Here is a 20,075-nt window from a genome sequence, read left to right on the forward strand (position 1 = left end):
GATACTCATGGATAGCCTCGGCTTCAAGACCGCAAAGGCATTTAGCCTCAGAGTTAGGTTTAAGAGTCAGTGTAATAAGTGATGCTGTCTGGTGAGACTTTACTATTTTAAAGCCTTCCCAGAATGAAGATAGGAAAGTATGATTCGGCATGAAAACGGTAGTTTGTGTATGATTTTTGTTTGGCGACTAAACCATATCACTTACTACCGTTTTTGTTTTTAGTTCCCGCTAATCCGCGATGAACCTTTAAAAAGGTCATTATGAAACGAGCGAAGAAATTCACTTTTTCTCCAAGTTGGAAGTTATTACTCAGTGATATGGGCATTGATCCACTCGCAGTACTTAAACATGCAAAACTACCTGACGATCTGTTTAGTAGGCAGCATTTCACCTTGACCCCAAATGAATATTACCGACTCTGGGAGGGTATTGAGGCTGCATCTGGTGAAAAAGAAGCACCGCTGTTACTGGCGAAACACATGACAGTGGAAGCGTTTGATCCACCAATTTTTGCTAGCATTTGTAGTCCAAATTTGAATACCGCACTACAACGCCTTAGCCAGTACAAACCTCTTATTGGCCCAATGATGTCGGACGTCGACGTTAATTCAAAGCACACGAGTATCACCGTCAACTGTTATGGATACGATGCGGAAATCCCCAAATACCTTGGTGTCTCTGAGTTAATATTCTTTACCCAACTAGCACGATTAGCAACCAGAGAAAACATCAAACCCATTGCCATTGAATTGCCACTGCTGCCTAACAACCTAGAAGATTATAAAGCGTATTTTGGTTGCGAGCTTACACACAGTGAACGGATAAAAATTACCTTTAGTGCTAAAGACGCTGCTTTGCCCTTCTTAACCGAGAATGTCTCTATGTGGGCGTTCTTCGAAGAGTCCCTAAATAAAAAGCTGGTTGATTTGGATTTAGAAGCTTCGACATCTGAGCGAGTGAAAGCCGCTCTGTTGGAGTCACTACCAAGTGGTGAAAGTTCAATTGAAGGTATCGCGAATAAGCTTGCAATGAGTAAGCGTACCCTACAAAGAAAGCTTACCCATGAAGCAGAGAGCTTTCAAAACCTACTGCAAGAAGTGAGAGGAGAATTAGCCGATCACTATTTGGAAAAATCGACACTGTCATTGGGCGAGATATCCTTCTTACTGGGATTCAAAGAAGCCAACTCGTTTATACGTGCGTACAGTAATTGGAAAGGGGTATCACCGGGTATCTACAGAGAACAAGTTCATTAATTTGTTCTCTGAGATTTATTCCAAGCCAAACGATAGCTCAGTTATGGGGCGAGCTAGTCGATCGGCAAGTGACCCGTTTTCACTAAAATGACCGTCTCTTCTTCCACATAAGGGAAATGCTCACTCATGTGAGGGCTGCGCATCCAAGTATGCTTCGGGTACACACCATGTTCATCTTTAAAGGTGCCCGACAACACAAAGATCTCTTCACCGCCAAAGTGACGATGTGGCTGAAAGCGTTCACCGACAGGCCACTTCACTAAAGCGACATGTTCATGCTCAAACTCATGCAGTGGCATCACCTGTAACCCGCCAATACCCGGTAGCCATTCCGTTTCTAGTGTATTGATTCGAACTTGAGTTAAGTCTCTCGCATCAAACTGATTTAGCTTAACTAAGATCGTGCAACCCTTTTTGCTCGATGGAGAGTGCGCACTGCCAGGTGGGTTGCGAATGTAAGTGCCTGCTGGGAAATCACCAGTTTCATCAGAGAACACACCATCTAATACGAAGATCTCTTCTCCTTGCGGATGCGGGTGCTCAGAAAACGAAGATTCAGGATCGTATTTCACCACACTAGTCGTGTGACCCGATTCTTTCTCTTCTCTTTCTAGTGGCTTACGCCATACCCCTTTGGCAGGGCTTGCAACCCAATCTAGTTTATCGGTTTCGATAACCAGTCTCTTTGAAAAGTCCATGTTGAACATAATGACGACCTTACTCTAAGTATTGTTTTAATTATTATTGTCTTGCTAATGTCTATTCTACGCGAATAACGAACGAGGGGGAGACTTCGCTGTTAGCTGCTAATTCCTAATTGCTAATTGCTAATTGCTAACAAAGCATCCCCCATATTGAAAGCTCGGCTTGATTAATTGCGGCCCGCGATCACACCACCATCAACATCCCAGATTGCACCCGTTACCCAATCGGCACTGTCCGATAGCAAGAAAGAGATGCTGTTTGCGATGTCTTTAGGCTGACCTACACGACCAATAGGGTGGAATGCGTTGAAGCCTTCTAGCGCTTGATCTACTTCTTCCGGCTTAATGAAAGATTCGTAAATTGGCGTTTTAACGACTGCTGGAGAAACCGCGTTCACACGAATATTGTGGTCCGCAAGCTCCATCGCCATGTGCTGTGTTAAAGCGTGTAGTCCAGCTTTTGCCATTGAATACGCAGAAGATGGCGTCGCTTTGATCGCTTGCTTCGCCCACATAGAGCCTACATTTACCACGTTACCGCCACCGTTTTTGATCATCAACTTGCTGACAGCTTGAGTGATGAAGAAAGTCGCTTTGTTGAGCTGCATGTATTGCTCGTAATCCGACTCTTGATGATCGACAAACGCTTTAGGGTTAAAGTAGCCAGCCGCATTAACAAGGTAACCAATACCCTCTTCAATAGACTCTAAATGCGCAATAAGATTCGCTACACTTGCATCATCATAAAGATTAGCTTGCCATCCAGTCGCGTGGCCTAACGACTGAAGTTCTGATACTGCTTTATCTAACTTAGCTGGGTTATTGCCGACAACCAGCACATGGATATTTTGAGCGACTAACTGCTTCGCTGTTTCAAAGCCCATACCACTTGTGCCACCGATTACTACTGCAATACCATTTTTAGTGAAGTTCATTTTGTTATCTCCTAAGTCATGTGAACGTGGTAATCTTAGGCTTTGAACTAACACTATGAATAGTAAGTACAAATCGGTTAGGTAGGTACTTATTGGTACATCTTTATGAAAAATCAGGAAAACTTTTTTTCAAGAAAATCAGCACCAGAGCGCTCTGCTCGCATGGTAGAGACCATCTACGGTTGTAAATGGTCGCTCACGGTTTACCAACTACTGGCAAATGGCATCAATCGTCCCGGTGAAATGGTACGCTCGGTCGAAGGGTTATCGACCAAGGTCTTGAATGAATGTTTAAAGCGAAATGTAGAGTTCGGGATTCTAGATAAGCAAATGTTCAACGAACTGCCACCAAGAGTTGAGTACCAAGTCACTCCATTTGGTGAGAAATTCCTACTGGTTCTAGATCAGCTAGAAAGCCTACAAAACGAAATCGACGAAATGTAAGTCGAAGCCAGCCTAACTATTGTCAAAAGACGGAAGACAGCTAACATACCTAGCTCACTGGCATTTGTTCAAAGCGACTTTTCACAAAATCAATAAAGGTTCTAATCCGGCTTGGTTGATAGCGGTCTCGATGGTAGATCGCTGAAAAGTCCACTTTAGGCACCACCCAGTCATCAAATACCTGCACTAATTGCCCATCATTCAGTTCTTGCAAGCAATAGATGGTTGGCACACGAATAATCCCGTTACCCGACTTCGCACCTTGTACTAGCACTCGACCATTTTTGCATTGCAACCTTCCTGTCACATGTACATCGAGCGTTTTCTTAGTGTCATCGAGCGCTTGAAAACTCCATTTACGCACCGAACCGGTTAAGCAGTCATGATGGATCAACTCTTTAGGGTGGTTAGGCTTTCCTTTACGAGCAAAATACTCAGGGCTCGCGAGCGTTCCCATCTCTATATCCAATAACTTCCTTGCAATAAAGCCCGCGTCTTCAAGGCTTCCCATACGAAAAGCGATATCGAATGCATCTTCAATCAAGTCAACTCGGTTACTACTGAAATCCAGGCTTATGCTGATGTCTGGGTAGAGCTGCATAAACTCATTGACCAGATCCGCAATGATCACCTCCCCCAAATAACCACCGACACAGTTGACTTTGATGTCACCGCGTACTTCTTCGACATCGTCGACGGCAGCAATCAGCGCTTGGTCTATATTATCTAGAGCTTGTTCACATCTCGTGTACAGATCTTGCCCTGCATGGGTCAGCCTCAGGGTTCGAGTAGTGCGAATAAACAATGTCACACCCATCTGCTTTTCTAAGCTACTCACCTGACGTGATACATGGGAACGTGACACATCGAGCTCCTCAGCGGCCTTAGTAAAATTGCCCAATCGAGCAATAAGCACAAAGGAACGAATATCAGACAGGTTAATTTGATTGAGCATGGTCGCCAACTTACTTGTGAAATTAAAAGAGATGAAGCAATAAGGTGAACATCCTTATTGTTGCACTACAGCAACAGTGTTTCAAGTAAAGCGCTATATATCAACAATGCTATTTTCCTTAATATACCTCCATCGCAACGAAGCAAGGCAACAAGCACTTGATTCGAATGCACTTAAACAATACGTCGTAGCCAACCGACGCAATAAAAGTACAGAGGAAATAAAATGAAAAAACTAATCGTAATTACAGGTGCAAGCTCTGGTATTGGTGAAGCAATCGCTCGTCGTCTTAGCGATGAAGGTCACCCTCTGCTACTTCTAGCTCGTCGTATTGATCGCCTTGAAGCGCTAAACCTACCAAACTCACTAGCAGTAAAAGTAGACGTGACTGACCAAGCATCATTCGAAGCTGCTATTGCACAAGGTGAAGAGAAATTCGGCCCTGTTGATGCGCTAATCAACAACGCTGGCGCAATGCTTCTAGGCCAAATTGATACGCAAGACGCATCTGAGTGGAAACGTATGTTCGATGTGAACGTAATCGGTCTTCTAAACGGCATGCAAGCTGTTCTAGCGCCAATGAAAGAGCGTAACAGCGGCACAATCATCAACATCAGCTCAATTGCGGGTAAGAAAACATTCCCTAACCACGCAGCTTACTGTGGTACTAAGTTCGCGGTACACGCTATCTCTGAAAACGTACGTGAAGAAGTAGCTGCAGCTAACGTTCGTGTAACAACAATTGCACCAGGTGCGGTAGAAACTGAACTTCTTTCTCACACAACATCTCAAGAGATTAAAGATGGTTACGGTGAGTGGAAAGAGCAAATGGGGGGCGTACTAGCAGCTGACGACATTGCTCGCGCTGTATCATTCGCTTACCAGCAACCACAAAACGTATGTATCCGTGAAATCGCTCTAGCACCAACTAAGCAAGAGCCATAGGACTTATCTATCGCTAATGAGTCAGCGGTAAAATAAGCCAAAAACTAAAATCGCCACTACTTACCCAGTAGTGGCGATTTTGTTTTGATTCAATCTAATTGCTAGCAATAAGCGAGGTTAGAACTCAACGCGATAAACTGATGTACTGCCGCTTACTTCATTGCCAACCGCAATAAAGTGGTTACCAGAACGAGTAAAATGCTTGATTGATTCTGGACCTAAGTCACCGGCTTTCGAGTTGTAAGTATCGTTGTCACAATCGCCGTCTTCATCAACCTTAGTGCACACTGGCTGAGTAAAATCACGATTATTGAGATAGCTAATGAAGCTGGCGTTCTTAGGCTGCGTTACATCGTAAACCATGATGCCACCTTGGCGTTCAAGGCCGATAAAGGCATAGTGCTTACCGTTAATCTCAGCGACTTCGATAGCTTCAGGTTCCACCCCTTTATCATCGCTGCGATCGTCACCACTCTGATTGTTATCATTAGTGCTGTTGAAGTTTGCAGGATCTTGTTCAAGTACGATTCGAGCAAAGTCATCACCACTATCAAACACTAACTCGCCTGATTCATTCCAGATAGAGAAAGAGCGGCTACCGAACGCTTGAACCTTTTGGTCAGCAGCAAGCGTGCCTTGTGGCTTGATCACCTTAAGGCGCGCAAGTTGCTTGTTGTCTTTCAATGCACCAGCCAATGGGTGGTTAGCATCAATATCTAACTTCTTACCACGCACTTCATCAACATAAGCGATACAGAAGTCTTTCTCTGTGGTGTAATTTTCAGTACCTTGGTAGTCATCGCCATCCCACTCAAAGCCTTTATCATCACATACTTTTTGCGTCGTCTTGATGCCATACTCGCGGCCGTCACCTTCGTTTGCCGTCACGATGTAGGTATTGCCATCGACACTATAGCTAGTGATGCTGTCTGGCATGTAAAGCCCTTCTAACATAGCGTAGCTTTGTAGATTACCGATATTTTTGTCTTTATTCGACGCATCCAATTGCGCTCTATCCCAAGGTTTACCGCCTAAACCTAGAATCGTATCCACCTCTGCAGTTGCGACATCAATCGCTGCTAGTGCATTGTTCTCTTGCAGGGCAACGTAGAGTTTACCGTAATCAGCAAACGTTAGATATTCAGGTTCTAGGTCTTGAGCAACAGTCGCATTCGGAGCTGAGATTCGAACCTTGTCGGTGAGTTCTTTGTGACGAGGCTGACCTTGGTTGAATGCTTTGAAATCAATCTGAGTGACCTTCGCTTGCATCGGCCCATTCACTAAATCCACCAATGTCACCGAGCCTTCAGGGTCAATTGTGTAATCCGAGTTCGGCTCACCTTCATTTGCTGAAGCGATGTAACGACCGTCTTTAGAAAAGCTCACCATGTCTGGCAGTGCGCCCGTCGTGTACGTGGTGATTAACTCTAAAGTATCTGAACGATACAGAGCAATAATACCATTTTGTTGTTTGTCGGCATTTTCAATCGCAACAGCAACTAGTCCTTGATGTGTCGAGACGCTATTTGCCGCCCCGATATTGATACCAGAAGCTAAAGCTGCAGATTGAAGATCAATAGAGCCTTCTGAGTTTGGCGAGCTATCGGCATTCATCGATAATACGTCAACTTTCTTTGCTTGAGCATTTACGACATACAATTTATCGGTACATGAATCGTAGCTGACAATTTCTGCTGCGGAAGTTGCGAAAGGAGCGTCGGCAATGGAACTGCCAACTAAAGTAAGCCCGGTAACCTCAGCATCGCTTGCAATTGGCAGTTGGCTGGATTGGCATTGGAGGCTCAAAGCATCAAGTGAGGTTTGAGAGAGTGTACTAGCCGTAGGTGATGTTGACTGAGAACATCCAGCAAGAGCAGAACTCACTGCGATAGGTAGTAATAAAGTCAGCTTATTGATTTTGCGATTCATATATCCTCCATAATTTGAATCGCGATTTTATGAGGTGGTTATGACAGCTATCTTTCTGTTTTGTTAATAATAGATGACGACAATAGGTCTACTTTACCCATAACAACAAAGCGTTACAGTGACTAATTCATTAACAATAAAAAAAGGCGCACAAGCTGGCTGGTGCTTGAGCGCCTTAGTAAACGGAATCATAGATTAGAAGTTGTAACCACCACCGATCATGAATACCCATGGGTCGATATCAACGTCAGTTTTAAATGTATCTGTCGCAGTCTTGTATGTTGCCGTTGTTCCAATATCTGCGTACCAAACCGATGCATTTAGGAACCAGTCTTCATTAATCATGTAGTCCATACCAATGTTTGCAGCTAGACCCCAAGAGTCATCTAAAGATACATCTGTTAGACCCGCATTTTTGCCGTTAGCATTCAAACCTTCATCAAAGAATACGGTGTAGTTAAGGCCAGCACCTACGTATGGGCGGAAGTCACTGTTCGCTTCACCGAAGTAGTATTGAACCATGAACGTTGGTGGAAGGTGTTTAGTATCAGCGATTTTACCTAAACCGTTAACAGAAATGCTGTGAGAAAACGGGCTTGCTGCTAACACTTCAAAGCTGATGTTGTCAGTGAACATGTAACCGAAAGTCAGACCAAGCTGAGTATCAGAATCAACTGAGAATTCTAGGTCAGGGTTATTAAGTACAGGGTCGCTGCTGTCGTTTGGAGATACTGTTGCTGCACCTGCACGGATGATGAAATCACCTTCTTTATGAGCAAGAACATTCGTTGACATAAGAGCCGCAATAACCGCAATACCACATACTGTTTTTTTCATTATTATTTCCTTTGAGGGCTTCATTTTATTGGTGAATGAGTAATCATTTCTTATTTTGCGTGCAAGTTATCACAGAATAACCCTACTTTATTGATGGAAATCAATTTGTGAAAAGTTGTGACTATTTATGTAAATTTATATCGACCCGATCACTTTATTCCTTCATTTTATTGACAGTTTTGTAATGCAACTTTCCCGTGCGTCATTTTGTTTAATCCAACCCCGTCGACTTGTTTAAATGAGCCTGAATCAAAATAGAGCAAGCTAAGATTCTAAATGCATCAATGTGGTGCAACAGGATAGAAATCTTTACTCCTTCTCTTAATACTCAATGAGTTACATTTGGCTTAGTGCTTGCAGGACCTTAAACATAATCATAAATACATTGAGGTTCTGACTATGCAAGACACTCTAACAATCGTTCTGGCCGGCGGTGTTGGCTCTCGGCTTTCTCCTCTCACTGATAACCGCGCAAAGCCTGCGGTACCTTTTGGTGGAAAATATCGAATCATCGATTTCACGCTCGCGAACTGCCTGCACTCCGGGCTTCGCCAAATACTGGTGCTGACTCAGTACAAGTCTCACTCTTTGCAAAAACACTTACGTGATGGTTGGTCGGTGCTTAACCCCGAGCTCGGCGAATACATCACCAATGTGCCCCCGCAAATGCGAACAGGTGACAGCTGGTATAGCGGTACGGCCGATGCGATTTATCAAAACTTATATTTGCTGTCACGCAGTGAAGCCAAACATGTAGTGGTTTTATCGGGCGACCATATCTATCGCATGGATTACGCCCCAATGCTCAAGCAACATAAGCAGAATGAAGCTGACTTAACGGTAGCCTGCATGGAGGTGTCGATAGACGAGGCCAAAGAGTTTGGCGTGATGGAGATCGATGAGTCTCATCAGATTAATAACTTTACCGAAAAACCGCGTTACCCCGCGAGCGTACCCGGCAGACCAACACGTAGTATGGCTTCTATGGGGATTTATATCTTCGACAAAGAAGTACTGACACAAGCGTTATTGGCAGACGCAGAAGACCCAGATTCAAGCCATGATTTTGGTAAAGACATCATTCCTAAGTTAGTCGAGAACAACAGTGTTTACGCCTACAAGTTTGGTGACGAAGAGGGACGCGTAACCCAGGATGCCTACTGGAGAGATGTGGGTACCATCGACTCTTATTACCAATCGAACATGGATTTGTTAAAGCCAACTTCGCCAATCGATTTGTACCAACCGGATTGGGCAATTCGTACCTATGAACCGCAACTACCACCAGCTCGCACCATTGCTTCGGTAGAGGGAAATCAAGGGATCTTCATTAACTCGATGATTGCTAATGGTGTCGTGATAGAGGGAGGCTCTGCGCAGAACTCTATCTTCTTCCCGAAGGTAAAAGTGAGCAACGCGGCAATCGTGATTGATAGTATCTTGTTTGAAGATGTTGAGATTGGACGGAACTGCCACATTCAAAACTGCATCATAGATAAGAACGTGAAAGTACCAGATGGAACCCAAATTGGTCTTGATAGCCTTGCTGACGCCAAGCGCTTCCACATTTCGAAACAAGGTGTCATTGTCGTACCCTCCTCATATCAGTTTGAAGAGTAATACTCTACCTCGGGTAACTTCACCTCAAATTATAAAGGCAGCGAATTCGCTGCCTTTATATTTGTTTGGATTGTTTCAAGCAAAGCTCATCCGACTAAAGCCCGAGCCTTAGAATGGACCTAACTCTATCATTTGAGCAATCACGACTGAAATCAGAGCGCCTACCGACCAGAACAAGAATAGTGGTAAGAAGAAACGTACCCACTTGCCATAAGGTACTTTGGCAATCGCTAGTACCGCCAGCAAACCACCGTTGGTTGGATAAATGTAATTCGAGATACCGTCACCCAATTGAGATGCCAACGCCGCAACTTGACGAGTCACTTCGCCAATGTCTGCCAATGGAATGATAATTGGCATGGTGATCACCGCTTGGCCACTGCCCGACGGGATAAACAGGTTAATCGCCGCTTGTGAGAAGTAGATACCCGCCGCAGCAACAAGCTTAGAGCTGCCTGAAATGATCTGCGCAAGATAGTAGATGATCGAGTCGACAATCTTCGCATCTTCCATAATGGTCAACACCGAACGCGCAAAGAAGATGATCAATACAGCGACTAATACATCACTGACACCTTTGGTCCAATATTCACAAATCTTGTTAGGAGACAATCCCGCCACTAAGCCCGGAATGATCGCCATTGCCACAAACGCACCTGCAATCTCAGTAAAACCAAAGCCCATCGTCAGGGTGCCGAAGATCATATACGCGAACACGCCCAAGAACGCGATACCCGCTAGCTTCTCACGTAGAGTTAGAGTCTTCGCTTCAATATTCGATTCGTAATGGTAGCCAGTGCCATGCAACAAACCTTTGCTTGGATCTTGTTTTACTTTTCTTGCGTAATTCAACACATACCAAGCGCCAGTCAACAGCATAAACATACCGACAATAAAGCGATACCACATGCCTGAATATAAAGGCAGTTCAGCGATAGTATGTGCAATACCCGTGAAGAATGGGTTTGCCAGCGCCGCAGCAAAACCTGCACAACTTGCCAGCAGAACAACGCCTAACGCTGTGATCGCATCGTATCCAAGCTTGATACAGATCGGGATCATCAACGAGATGAAAATAACATCCAGTTCACGCATACCGGTGAAGGTCACGTTGAAGAAGATCGCCGTCATGATCACTGGCGCAATCACATACAAGCCTTGTTTTTTAAGCTTAGTGGTAAGCGCGACGACCGAAGCGTCTAGCAGACCCATGTGTTTGATGATACCGAAAGCACCACCAACAAACACCACAACACCCATCACGCCTGAAGCGGATTTGAAGCCTTTAAAAAATGATTCGAAAAATGAGGCTAATGTTGTTGGGTTGCTTGCTAATAATGTATAGCTGTCTGGGTCGATCACCGTGCGGCCATTCATAACCACTCGTTCAAATTCGCCTGCAGGGATAAAGTAGGTTGCGATTGCTGCAACGATTACCATGATGACCAAAGAAAGAAATGGATGGTTTACTTCTTTCTCTGTCGAAGCTGTATTACCAGCTGGAGATGTAGGTACGGATGTAGATACCGTAGACGTCATATAGACTCCTTACTTGTCAGCAACCAAGCAATACTTGGCGCCAGGGGGATTTTTGGAAAAACGAAACCCTTCACGCAGAACGTAGTTCGCGCTAACTAGGCTGTTTCTAAAAGGCCTTTGATAGATGGTGCTCTCAAATGTACATAGTGAAGTAGTGAGAACTACTCTCTTTGCGTCCGAGCAAAATGCAGATGTTCAGCCAAGTTAGGCCAAACTGAATGAGGTCATTACAAGCAGATAAACAGAAAAAGACTGTTTGGGTAATGCGTTTTTTATCAATTACAAAGACAAGCGGCGCATACTAGCATAACGAGCAGTAAAATGTCAGAAAAGTGTGAGTTAAGTCATATTTTGGTAGGGCAATAAAAAAGCGCCCTGCAAACCAGAGCGCTTATCGGAAATGGAATAAAACTACTTAGGTGCTAGCTCGTAGTTCTCTTGCATCTCATGAGGGGCAATACCGTACTCATAATCCGCTAAGTAACCGTCCTTATAAACCTTCATCCCTTTTTCATCCCAGCTCACTTTAATCACGGCTGTTTTGCCATCTTCGCTGCCCATTAGCTCAAGCATTTCAGCGTCAATCTTAATGGCTTTGATGGTTTTAATTCGCTTAAACGGCTTGAACTCAGTGGTCGACGTTGGCAGTGAACCATAACTACTGATCCACGTCTCTTTTGGCACCAACCATTGGTTGAAAACATCATCAACAATCGCCTTAGGCATGCTTGCAATAACTACATCATCCGTTATCACGTTGTTGGTTTCTAAGCTGTAACCACCCTTTCCGTCAGAAACGTAGGTAGGGAAATCAGTGCCTATTTCAGATTTAGCAGGCAAACGCCCTAGAGTCACTGACTTTTTGACGTACAGCTCTGCAGTTTCAAATTGCTGCATGATCTCTGGAATTTTCTGAAACTCAACAGGCGCAGCAAAAGCATTAAAAGCGAAAGAAAGTGAAGCTGCAACAGCAGCCAATTTAACAGGCATTTTCATGGTAACGAATCCAAATTTAACGAAGATGTTATGGTATCCCGTACTAACAGATACCTCAATAAACTACCGCAGCCCTTATTTGTAATTGTGATATTGAGTGACGAATTCATCAGTGGTTAGTGCGTTACTCAGAACTTTCAGAGCTTTGAAGCAAATTTCAATATGGAGTGGGCAGTTGAGTGTCTATAAATTAAAGTCTAGTGGTAACTTATTTATCAAAAACGAAAGAAGTTAGCCAAGTGACAAGTTCGGAATTATAAAACCGATGAAGAGATATTCACTAGAGTGGCGCTCATAATTAGAGCAAATCATCAAGGATGGAGTATTTTTGAACATGTCTCTAAAACACGAAACATAATATGCGATCAGTTATTCGGACTTTCAAGGGAGTAAGTAGAGATTATTTGATAACACTGAAGTCAATCACACATGTGTACTTTCTCTATTGGTTAATCTATCCGATGTTTGCTACGTTTAAATGACACAGTCATTGGAAAGGTATGATTTATGAAAATAAACGTTCAAACACATCACGTATCAATTAACGACGACTCACGTAAAGACATCGAAGGTAAATTCGAAAAGATATCTAACCATTTTCCATCACTGATCAGCTGCGACATCATCATTACCAAAGAACATGGTCAACATCAGGTTGAAGTGTTCACCAACTACGAAGGTGTACGTGTAACAGCAAAAGCGACAGATGACGTTATGTACCCAGCTATTTCATCAGCTATCAAAAAGCTAGAAGCTGGCCTAAGCAACCGTAAGGGACAATTGAAAGCAGATCTACACGAGAAACCAACAAGTACCAAGCCAGAAATCGCTTCGGACATCATCCAAGAGATGAAACTGGTATAACTCCTCAAGTAGTCAAAGCTTAACGATATAAAAGCTTATTAAGAATTTCAAAGCCAGCACATGTTGCTGGCTTTTTCGATCTTGCGAGTCAGACAGTCACTCTCGTTACCAAATCGCTTTTCCAGCTCAGTCCATATCACCAGTCCCTGATAGCTATGACAATCATCAGTAGTCTTTGTTAAAGTAACCCTAGATAACCTACACCAAACGGAAAATTTGTTATGAAGAAAGTCGCGTTGATCCTTTTCCTAGCCACTCAATTAATGGCTTGTACAGAAGTTGGTAGTGAAGCTTGGTGTGAAGATATGAAAGAGAAGCCAAAAGGCGACTGGACAGCGAACGAAGCGGGTGACTTTGCTAAACACTGCATTTTCTAAGCGGGTGCTATTAGGCTAATCAGAGTAACTCGTCCTAAACCATAATTGCTCAATGATGCAAATAGAAAATCGCATAGGTTAACGCCTATGCGATTTTTGTGTGGAGAGACTTCTAGCTGAATAGTTCGAGACTAAAGAATGATCATTCCATCTCGATAAGTCAGTGCTGGCGACACGTCTTGGCCAAGTAATACAGGTCCATCGAGATCGATAATTTCAGATTGCACGGCGATTGGCAGCGCTGCACGCATTGCCAATGAAGTGCCAAGCATACAACCAGACATAAGAGTAAAACCAAGCCTTTGCGCTTCTTCGGCAAGTGCTAACGCTTCTGTCAGACCACCGGTTTTATCAAGCTTAATGTTAACCATTTCATACTTGCCCAATAGCGACGAAAGTTGGGAAGTGGTGTGGCAACTTTCATCAGCGCATAATGGGATTGGATGCTTGATGTGTGCTAGCGAGGCATCATGCTGTTGTGGCAGAGGCTGTTCTATCATCGCGATATCAAACTCAGCTAATTGATTGAACAGCTCCTCGAGATTCAGCCCTGTCCATGCTTCATTGGCATCCAGTACAATTTTGACTCCAGGCGCGGCACCTCGGACTGCACTCACTCGCTCTACCACTTCCTCACCATCAAGCTTCACTTTTAAGAGTTTTGCACCATTCGCCACATAATCACGAGCTTGTGTTGCCATCGCTTCTGGTGTGCCAATCGAGACCGTCATTGCCGTAACTATTTGAGCGGGTAACTCAAACATACTATTTGGGAACATCTGCTCGTTTTGTTGCGCTTCAAAATCCCAAAGCGCACAATCGACAGCATTACGAGCAGCTCCTCCAGTCAACAAAGACTGAAGATAATCTCTTAATTCAGCTGGCTCAGTCATACCACGTTCAAAGGCCGTTTCAAGAGAGCTTGAGGCTTGTTGAATTTGCGCCAAGACAGATTCGGATGACTCGCCATAACGAGGGTAAGGAGTACACTCACCTTGCGCTTGTTTACCATTGTGCTCAATGTAAACGCGAACAACATGACACTCTGTTCGGCTGCCTCGAGAGATGCGAAAAGGCGTTTGCATCGCGATAGTAATTGGTTCTGCTGTAATCTTCATAATTTCACTCGGTTGATGTTCGCTTTAACAAATGGAAACGTAGAAATGATGAAATCGTTAAAGTGAATGTCGCAAATGATCAGTAATGTGTTGTACACCAAATCGCACTGGATCCGTTACTGGTACTTGATAGGTCTCGGTCCATTCTTGGCACAATGTTTCAGCCTCTTCAATGCTAATCGCAGATGTGTTCAGGCAGATACCCACTAGTTTCACGTCTGGATTTGTTAATCGCGCGGCTTGTAAATTTGCATCAATAGTTTGCTCTATTGTTGGCAATTTGGCATGCGGTAGATTGCGAATATGTGGTCGCCCTACTTCATGACATAGCACTAAAGCATCAGCTTGCGCACCATGCAATAAACCCAAGCTCACGCCTGCAAAAGAAGGGTTAAATAAAGAGCCCTGCCCTTCAATGATGTCCCATTCGTGGTCAGTAAAATCTGGGCTAATCGCTTCAACTGCGCCAGAGATGAAATCTGCCACCACTGCATCAATCGAAATACCGCTGCCTTCGATCAAGATGCCAGTCTGCCCTGTCGCTTTGAATTGAGCAGATATTCCCGCTTCTTTTAGCGATTTTTCTATCGCCAGTGCAGAAAACATCTTGCCTACCGAGCAATCGGTTCCGACAGTGAGTAGGCGCTGACCTTGACGAGACTTGCCATTACCAACGTTTAGAACACCATCAAAATGGCGCACATCATGAAGCTTAGTCAATCCTCGCTGCTGCATGTCAGCAAGCGGTGAAAATTCACTCAAGCGTTGGTGCATGCCCGATGCAATCTCAAATCCCATTTCTGCAGCTGCCAGTATGGTTGGTTGCCATGACTCAGGGATCACACCGCCTGGATTGGCTGTACCAATAACTAGCGTTTTCGCTCCCTGCGCTTGTGCCTCTTGCAAGGTCATATCCGTCAAACCAAGAGAAACTGTCTCTTCTGTTAAACGTAATTGGCCGAGACAGATTTCAGGGCGCCATTGGTGAATACCACGAGCGGTTTTTGCAGCCAATGGGTCAGTAACATCCCCAAGAAAAAGAAGGTAAGGTTGAGCGATAGACATGAGCATTCCTAATTAATAAGTCCTTGTATGGATTTACTTTAATTAAGAAGCTGAGCCCTGCCGAATACCAATTCATGGCGTGCCTATAACATGATGTTATAGGTTGTAAATTGGGCGAAAAATATTAGGTGATAGACAAAGTTAGTCGTTCGCTAACAAGAGCCCTTCAGCGCTGTAATGAACTGCTTGGCAACAATCGACTGCGGCGTGTGCTCGGCATACAAAGTCGATACTGAGAATGGAATCTCAGGCTGCAGTGACAACACACAAACAGCATCCTCATTTTGGTACTGTTCTGCCGTCCACGGATCGACAATCGCAAAACCGGCTTGGTGCTTAACCAGCTCCGCCGCCGCACTGTATCCACGAACTGATATGGGATGGTGATAATGCTCATCGCGTGCAATCAAGCTTTGATGGAGCAGCAAACCCAGTGGATCACGACTATCAAGCCCGATGATTGGCAACGGATAATTGATCAGATCATCAAGGGTTAAGTCTGCTGGCAAATGCTCAACGGTGTTAGATGGAACTAGGACTTGAAGAGATTTGGTTAATAGCGTTTCTGACAATATCGCAGGCGGTGCTTCATCTCCAAATGCGATAGCAATATCGAGTTCATGCTTCAATAACCCTGAACACAGCTCGTCGCGATTGGCAGTCAGCAATTCAAAAGAAAGCTCTTGCTCGTGAGACATTTGAGCGATCACCGGTGTCAGCAACTTAGTCGCCAGTATAGGTGGCGCACCAATACGTAAATGCTGATGCCCCTGCTTTACTTTGTTGGTAAGAGAGTGAAATTGCCCCAGTTGTTGGTAGACCTTCTCCGCTTCTGGCAACAAAGTTTTCGCTTCAACTGTTGGCACTAGTCTGCCTTTGACACGCTCAAATAAGCCAAACCCAAGCTGTTGCTCGGTGTGAGCCAAAATACGAGTCACGTTTGGCTGAGATACATGCAAACTACGTGCAGCTCCAGATACAGTTCCGGTCTGCATAATGGCGTAAAAGACTTCCAGTTGTCTTAGGTTCAAATCGATGTCCTTATTGCTTATTCCCGATACTCTAAATACGTTCCATTAGAGAGTTACACTCTTAATAGCGCTTCAATTCTAGGTTGAAGCACCTCAGCCCAAGCCTGATAAGCTTTGGCATTCAAATGTAAGTCATCACACGAGTATTCATTTGAAAGTAGCTTGCTTGGTGACAACACGCCATTCACATCCAAAAACGCGATATCTTGTTGAGCACAGTACTCGCTGATTTTGTTATTGAGCAACTCTACAGAAGGATTTAAGCCTTGCAGTTTTGCGCCAACATAAAGCGTCGATTGCGCCAAAATTTGAATATCATTCTCTTGCCACACCTTAAGCATATTGATGTAGTTCTGATAGATGTGGTCAACATCGTAGCCTTGCGAAAGGTCGTTTATGCCCGCCATAAAGCACACGAGCTTTGGCTTTACATTCAACGTGGTATCAATACGGCGCAACATGCCAGTTGTCGTATCTCCGGCGAGGCCACGGTTGACCATAGATACATCACGGAAAATATCAGCCCATGGCGCCCACTCAGTAATCGAATCACCAAACATCACTAGATCGGCTTGAGGTGAAAAATGGCGATGATTGTCGGATGTCATGATGTAACGACTCATACTGTGACCACGTTGTTGAATCTCAGATTGGATAGCGACAGCGCTTAGAATCTCACTATCTGGCGTTGTGTCATCAAATTGAGCTAGCAACCCTTCGATATGTGGCTTTAAAGGGCTAAGACGAGTGCTCAACTGATGGTGTTCTTTAAGGGAAGATAACCTCTCTAGTAATGTGTACAGAGAGTGGTTTTGACCAACGTCTTGAAATAGCTGATAGAGATCGAGGACAGGGTGTTGTTGTAGCGCGGCAAGTAATTGCTTGTCTTCCATGGTGTTATCTAACCCTTCAATTATCTGATGATGTTTCAAGATAATATCCGATAAAAGGCAGGATAGATAACACTAGAAGAAGAGATTTATTTTTCTTTGATTACGAGATGGTTACGGTTATCGCGACTTTTCTTAATCAGCTCATTGCTCTCGTCCATTTCATCAGATTTAGCAAGGCGATCGTAAAGCAAAACGTTCACAGTCGCCGCTAGATTCATGCAACCAACTGTCGGCACGTACACAACGTGGTCTGCTCTATCCGCAACATCTTGGGTGATAGATCCATCTTCTGGGCCGAAAATGTAAATCGCATTTTCTGGGTGTTTAAAACGTGGCAGTGGCGTAGCACCTTCGGCAAGTTCCACACAAACGATTTTGGTTTCAGGGTCAAGGTTGTCTAAAAACGACTCAACGCCCGTCAACGGAATAGTACGTGTCGCACTCTTGGTATCAGTGTGAAATTTAGCGGCTTTTTCGTAGCGTTGCCCTGTGTATTTAACTTCGTCGACTTGATAACAACCAGCCGCACGCATAACAGCACCTACGTTTGTCGGGCTTTTAGGGTTAGTTAAACCAATAGTCACATGGCTTTTGTTCATGAATCTTTCTCACTTAACGAATAGACATAGCAGGGTGCTACAAAGCGTCGCATTCTAGCAAAGCAACGTCGAATTCAAAAGCATCGAAACAGATGAGTCGCATCTCCTTTAAGCCCCTAGTTGCAAGGGTTGTCACATAAAAAATTTAACCGCCATCATATTTATAAAACAAAAACATTTTAGAGTAACAATTAAACAACAAGCCCATTTACATTTTGAAACCACATTAATAATGTGTTGAAAATTGCATGAGACAATCACACAGGAAGCGTGACATGACCCTAACCATCAAAAACCGCCTTTATATTCTCTCTTTCATTCCATTGCTGCTGATGGCAATTGGGATGATGAGTGTGACGTATATGAAGAGCACCGAGCTAACCGCACAACAAGTAGAATCGACGCGTAGCAATATGATGGCGATGAAAGAAAAGGAACTCAAAGCGTATCTGCAAATGGCCCAATCTTCTATCAGCCCGTTCTTAGAAAGAGGTGCGACATTAGAAGAAGCCTTACCTACCTTAAGAACCCTCGAGTATGGCGAATCGGGTTATATCTTTGGTTACGACTCTAAAGGTGTGAGAGTGGTTGTCGGACAGAATACGGATGGCATCGGCAAAAACTACTACGACCTACAAGACAAAAAAGGCAATTACCTTATCCGTGATCTCATCAAGAACTCAAAACTTGGCGAATTCACAACTTACTACTTTCCAAAACTTGGTCAATCAGAAGCGCTACCAAAGCTCAGCTACTCGATATTCATTCCGCAATGGGACTTAATGCTCGGCACTGGCTTTTACACCGACGACATTGATGCGGTTATCGCAGAGATGAAAGAGAGCTCAAATGCCGCACTGCAAAGTTCACTTACTGCTATCGCCCTTTTCTGTGGCTTAATCGCTGTCGTTGTTGCCGTTTTCGCCGTTGCAGTAAATCGTACCATTATGAAGCCACTAGAGCAGTTTGACCGCTCAATTAGCGCTTTCGCAAGCGGAGAAGCTGATTTAACCGCTCGAATGGAGACGTTCAAAGCACCAGAATTTACGAAGCTGAGCGAAAACTTCAATGCGTTCGTTGCAAGCCTACAAACCATCATTCGCAGCGTCAGCGATGTGGGCCAGCAAGTTGTTTCTGAAACGTCTAGCATGTCTTCACGCGCCGCTCAGGTGGATGAACTCGCTACCGGCCAACGTGAAGAAACAGAGCAAGTCGCTACCGCGATGACTGAGATGACAACAACGGCTCAAGAAATATCAAGCAATGCGAGCCAAGCAGCTGATTCAGCCAAGCTTGCAGAAAACAATGCCAAGGAAGCTCAGCAGATCGTAAACGCTGCGGCCGATTCAGTAGCAGGCCTAGCGAGCGAAGTATCAGAGGCCAACACAGTGGTATCACGTTTAGAAGGTGACGTGCAGAACATCTCCTCTTCACTCGCGGTCATTCAAGACATTGCCGAGCAAACCAACCTACTAGCACTGAATGCTGCCATTGAAGCCGCTCGTGCAGGTGAACAAGGTCGTGGCTTCGCTGTCGTTGCGGATGAAGTTCGTAAGCTTGCAAGCCGAACTCAAGAAAGCACAGGCGATATTCATAAGATGATTGAACAGCTAAAAGCCGCTTCAGATGCCGCTGTGAAAGCAATGGATTCAAGTCAAAATAGAAGTGCTCAAACCGTCGAAGAAGCGAACGCGGCAGCGGCAGCACTGGCGAAGATCCAAGAGTCAATCGATACAATCATGGACATGAACTCACTTATTGCGACGGCAACCGAACAACAAAACATTGTCGGCCAAGAGATATCTCAACGTATTGTCGTAATATCAGACCAAAGCTCTCAATCGGCATCGCTAGCCAACCAAAACCGCGCTGGTAGCCAAAACCTCAACAACCGCGCGAATGAGCTTTACCACTTGGTCGATCGCTTCACAGTGTAGAACCATTTTGGTCTCGTCACGGACAAGTAA

Annotated in this window: 19 protein-coding genes; 7 read left to right on the forward strand and 12 right to left on the reverse strand. The window is 44.4% G+C overall.

Features of this window, described 5'->3' with window-relative positions; translation table 11 throughout:
* Nucleotides 1-261: 261 nt before the first annotated feature.
* Nucleotides 262-1,257, forward strand: a complete 996-nt coding sequence (locus L1D55_RS21175) for an AraC family transcriptional regulator (protein ID WP_239918734.1) — start codon at nucleotides 262-264, stop codon at nucleotides 1,255-1,257.
* 53 nt (nucleotides 1,258-1,310) lie between these two features.
* Here the strand turns inward: L1D55_RS21175 and L1D55_RS21180 are convergent, their stop codons facing one another.
* Both L1D55_RS21180 and L1D55_RS21185 read right to left on the reverse strand, forming a co-directional pair.
* The gene (locus L1D55_RS21180) at nucleotides 1,311-1,964 is read right to left on the reverse strand and encodes a cupin domain-containing protein (protein ID WP_239918735.1); all 654 of its coding nucleotides are present in this window, start codon (nucleotides 1,962-1,964) and stop codon (nucleotides 1,311-1,313) included.
* A 164-nt stretch (nucleotides 1,965-2,128) separates the two neighbouring features.
* The gene (locus L1D55_RS21185) at nucleotides 2,129-2,896 is read right to left on the reverse strand and encodes an SDR family oxidoreductase (protein ID WP_239918736.1); all 768 of its coding nucleotides are present in this window, start codon (nucleotides 2,894-2,896) and stop codon (nucleotides 2,129-2,131) included.
* A gap of 105 nt (nucleotides 2,897-3,001) precedes the next feature.
* On the opposite strand from L1D55_RS21185, the gene L1D55_RS21190 reads away from it, so the two are divergent.
* Nucleotides 3,002-3,340, forward strand: a complete 339-nt coding sequence (locus L1D55_RS21190; RefSeq protein ID WP_239918737.1) for a helix-turn-helix domain-containing protein — start codon at nucleotides 3,002-3,004, stop codon at nucleotides 3,338-3,340.
* 49 nt (nucleotides 3,341-3,389) lie between these two features.
* Here L1D55_RS21190 and L1D55_RS21195 read toward each other — a convergent pair whose 3' ends face one another.
* Nucleotides 3,390-4,295: a LysR family transcriptional regulator gene (locus tag L1D55_RS21195; RefSeq protein WP_105057928.1), complete on the reverse strand. Its 906-nt coding sequence runs from the start codon at nucleotides 4,293-4,295 to the stop codon at nucleotides 3,390-3,392.
* Between the two features lie 225 nt (nucleotides 4,296-4,520).
* On the opposite strand from L1D55_RS21195, the gene L1D55_RS21200 reads away from it, so the two are divergent.
* A complete protein-coding gene (locus L1D55_RS21200; RefSeq protein ID WP_105024201.1) occupies nucleotides 4,521-5,240 on the forward strand; it encodes an SDR family oxidoreductase in 720 nt (239 codons plus the stop codon).
* A gap of 117 nt (nucleotides 5,241-5,357) precedes the next feature.
* Here L1D55_RS21200 and L1D55_RS21205 read toward each other — a convergent pair whose 3' ends face one another.
* Both L1D55_RS21205 and ompW read right to left on the reverse strand, forming a co-directional pair.
* On the reverse strand, nucleotides 5,358-7,169 hold the full coding sequence (locus tag L1D55_RS21205) for a choice-of-anchor I family protein (RefSeq protein WP_239918738.1): 1,812 nt from the start codon (nucleotides 7,167-7,169) through the stop codon (nucleotides 5,358-5,360).
* Nucleotides 7,170-7,364: 195 nt separating this feature from the next.
* A complete protein-coding gene (gene ompW, locus L1D55_RS21210) occupies nucleotides 7,365-8,006 on the reverse strand; it encodes an outer membrane protein OmpW (RefSeq protein WP_239918739.1) in 642 nt (213 codons plus the stop codon).
* Between the two features lie 399 nt (nucleotides 8,007-8,405).
* On the opposite strand from ompW, the gene glgC reads away from it, so the two are divergent.
* On the forward strand, nucleotides 8,406-9,626 hold the full coding sequence (gene glgC, locus L1D55_RS21215) for a glucose-1-phosphate adenylyltransferase (protein ID WP_239918740.1): 1,221 nt from the start codon (nucleotides 8,406-8,408) through the stop codon (nucleotides 9,624-9,626).
* Between the two features lie 108 nt (nucleotides 9,627-9,734).
* Here glgC and L1D55_RS21220 read toward each other — a convergent pair whose 3' ends face one another.
* Nucleotides 9,735-11,165 (reverse strand): Na+/H+ antiporter NhaC family protein, encoded by a 1,431-nt coding sequence (locus L1D55_RS21220; RefSeq protein WP_239918741.1) that lies wholly within the window; start codon nucleotides 11,163-11,165, stop codon nucleotides 9,735-9,737.
* A gap of 411 nt (nucleotides 11,166-11,576) precedes the next feature.
* Nucleotides 11,577-12,161: a hypothetical protein gene (locus L1D55_RS21225; RefSeq protein ID WP_239918743.1), complete on the reverse strand. Its 585-nt coding sequence runs from the start codon at nucleotides 12,159-12,161 to the stop codon at nucleotides 11,577-11,579.
* Nucleotides 12,162-12,668: 507 nt separating this feature from the next.
* Between L1D55_RS21225 and raiA the strand changes: the two genes are divergently transcribed.
* Both raiA and L1D55_RS21235 read left to right on the forward strand, forming a co-directional pair.
* Nucleotides 12,669-13,025 carry a ribosome-associated translation inhibitor RaiA gene (raiA, locus tag L1D55_RS21230; RefSeq protein ID WP_128163573.1) on the forward strand — a complete coding sequence of 119 codons (357 nt, stop codon included), beginning with the start codon at nucleotides 12,669-12,671 and terminating at the stop codon, nucleotides 13,023-13,025.
* Nucleotides 13,026-13,246: 221 nt separating this feature from the next.
* Nucleotides 13,247-13,402 carry a DUF3012 domain-containing protein gene (locus tag L1D55_RS21235; protein ID WP_008216583.1) on the forward strand — a complete coding sequence of 52 codons (156 nt, stop codon included), beginning with the start codon at nucleotides 13,247-13,249 and terminating at the stop codon, nucleotides 13,400-13,402.
* Between the two features lie 131 nt (nucleotides 13,403-13,533).
* On the opposite strand, the gene dgcA is transcribed toward L1D55_RS21235, so the two are convergent.
* The 5 genes from dgcA to L1D55_RS21260 form a co-directional block, all read right to left on the reverse strand.
* Nucleotides 13,534-14,520 carry an N-acetyl-D-Glu racemase DgcA gene (gene dgcA / locus L1D55_RS21240; protein WP_239918744.1) on the reverse strand — a complete coding sequence of 329 codons (987 nt, stop codon included), beginning with the start codon at nucleotides 14,518-14,520 and terminating at the stop codon, nucleotides 13,534-13,536.
* Nucleotides 14,521-14,577: 57 nt separating this feature from the next.
* Entirely contained in the window at nucleotides 14,578-15,585 is a 1,008-nt protein-coding gene (gene dgcN, locus L1D55_RS21245; RefSeq protein ID WP_239918745.1) for an N-acetyltransferase DgcN, read from the reverse strand.
* A gap of 152 nt (nucleotides 15,586-15,737) precedes the next feature.
* Nucleotides 15,738-16,616 (reverse strand): LysR family transcriptional regulator, encoded by an 879-nt coding sequence (locus tag L1D55_RS21250; protein ID WP_239918746.1) that lies wholly within the window; start codon nucleotides 16,614-16,616, stop codon nucleotides 15,738-15,740.
* A 53-nt stretch (nucleotides 16,617-16,669) separates the two neighbouring features.
* Nucleotides 16,670-17,509, reverse strand: coding sequence for an SGNH/GDSL hydrolase family protein (locus L1D55_RS21255; protein ID WP_239918760.1), 840 nt, complete (start codon nucleotides 17,507-17,509; stop codon nucleotides 16,670-16,672).
* Nucleotides 17,510-17,595: 86 nt separating this feature from the next.
* Nucleotides 17,596-18,108 (reverse strand): RNA methyltransferase, encoded by a 513-nt coding sequence (locus L1D55_RS21260; RefSeq protein ID WP_128163565.1) that lies wholly within the window; start codon nucleotides 18,106-18,108, stop codon nucleotides 17,596-17,598.
* A 275-nt stretch (nucleotides 18,109-18,383) separates the two neighbouring features.
* On the opposite strand from L1D55_RS21260, the gene L1D55_RS21265 reads away from it, so the two are divergent.
* Entirely contained in the window at nucleotides 18,384-20,045 is a 1,662-nt protein-coding gene (locus L1D55_RS21265) for a methyl-accepting chemotaxis protein (RefSeq protein ID WP_128163563.1), read from the forward strand.
* The last annotated feature ends 30 nt before the right edge of the window (nucleotides 20,046-20,075 follow it).

It is taken from the genome of Vibrio sp. Isolate22 (assembly GCF_022398115.1).
GTDB lineage: Bacteria > Pseudomonadota > Gammaproteobacteria > Enterobacterales > Vibrionaceae > Vibrio.

Excerpts from the sequence above, each read along its gene's own strand:
- L1D55_RS21175 (WP_239918734.1), top strand. The coding sequence starts at position 262 with ATGAAACGAGCGAAGAAATTCACTTTTTCTCCAAGTTGGAAGTTATTA.
- L1D55_RS21180 (WP_239918735.1), bottom strand. The coding sequence starts at position 1,964 with ATGTTCAACATGGACTTTTCAAAGAGACTGGTTATCGAAACCGATAAA.
- L1D55_RS21185 (WP_239918736.1), bottom strand. The coding sequence starts at position 2,896 with ATGAACTTCACTAAAAATGGTATTGCAGTAGTAATCGGTGGCACAAGT.
- L1D55_RS21190 (WP_239918737.1), top strand. The coding sequence starts at position 3,002 with ATGAAAAATCAGGAAAACTTTTTTTCAAGAAAATCAGCACCAGAGCGC.
- L1D55_RS21195 (WP_105057928.1), bottom strand. The coding sequence starts at position 4,295 with ATGCTCAATCAAATTAACCTGTCTGATATTCGTTCCTTTGTGCTTATT.
- L1D55_RS21200 (WP_105024201.1), top strand. The coding sequence starts at position 4,521 with ATGAAAAAACTAATCGTAATTACAGGTGCAAGCTCTGGTATTGGTGAA.
- L1D55_RS21205 (WP_239918738.1), bottom strand. The coding sequence starts at position 7,169 with ATGAATCGCAAAATCAATAAGCTGACTTTATTACTACCTATCGCAGTG.
- ompW (WP_239918739.1), bottom strand. The coding sequence starts at position 8,006 with ATGAAAAAAACAGTATGTGGTATTGCGGTTATTGCGGCTCTTATGTCA.
- glgC (WP_239918740.1), top strand. The coding sequence starts at position 8,406 with ATGCAAGACACTCTAACAATCGTTCTGGCCGGCGGTGTTGGCTCTCGG.
- L1D55_RS21220 (WP_239918741.1), bottom strand. The coding sequence starts at position 11,165 with ATGACGTCTACGGTATCTACATCCGTACCTACATCTCCAGCTGGTAAT.
- L1D55_RS21225 (WP_239918743.1), bottom strand. The coding sequence starts at position 12,161 with ATGAAAATGCCTGTTAAATTGGCTGCTGTTGCAGCTTCACTTTCTTTC.
- raiA (WP_128163573.1), top strand. The coding sequence starts at position 12,669 with ATGAAAATAAACGTTCAAACACATCACGTATCAATTAACGACGACTCA.
- L1D55_RS21235 (WP_008216583.1), top strand. The coding sequence starts at position 13,247 with ATGAAGAAAGTCGCGTTGATCCTTTTCCTAGCCACTCAATTAATGGCT.
- dgcA (WP_239918744.1), bottom strand. The coding sequence starts at position 14,520 with ATGAAGATTACAGCAGAACCAATTACTATCGCGATGCAAACGCCTTTT.
- dgcN (WP_239918745.1), bottom strand. The coding sequence starts at position 15,585 with ATGTCTATCGCTCAACCTTACCTTCTTTTTCTTGGGGATGTTACTGAC.
- L1D55_RS21255 (WP_239918760.1), bottom strand. The coding sequence starts at position 17,509 with ATGGAAGACAAGCAATTACTTGCCGCGCTACAACAACACCCTGTCCTC.
- L1D55_RS21260 (WP_128163565.1), bottom strand. The coding sequence starts at position 18,108 with ATGAACAAAAGCCATGTGACTATTGGTTTAACTAACCCTAAAAGCCCG.
- L1D55_RS21265 (WP_128163563.1), top strand. The coding sequence starts at position 18,384 with ATGACCCTAACCATCAAAAACCGCCTTTATATTCTCTCTTTCATTCCA.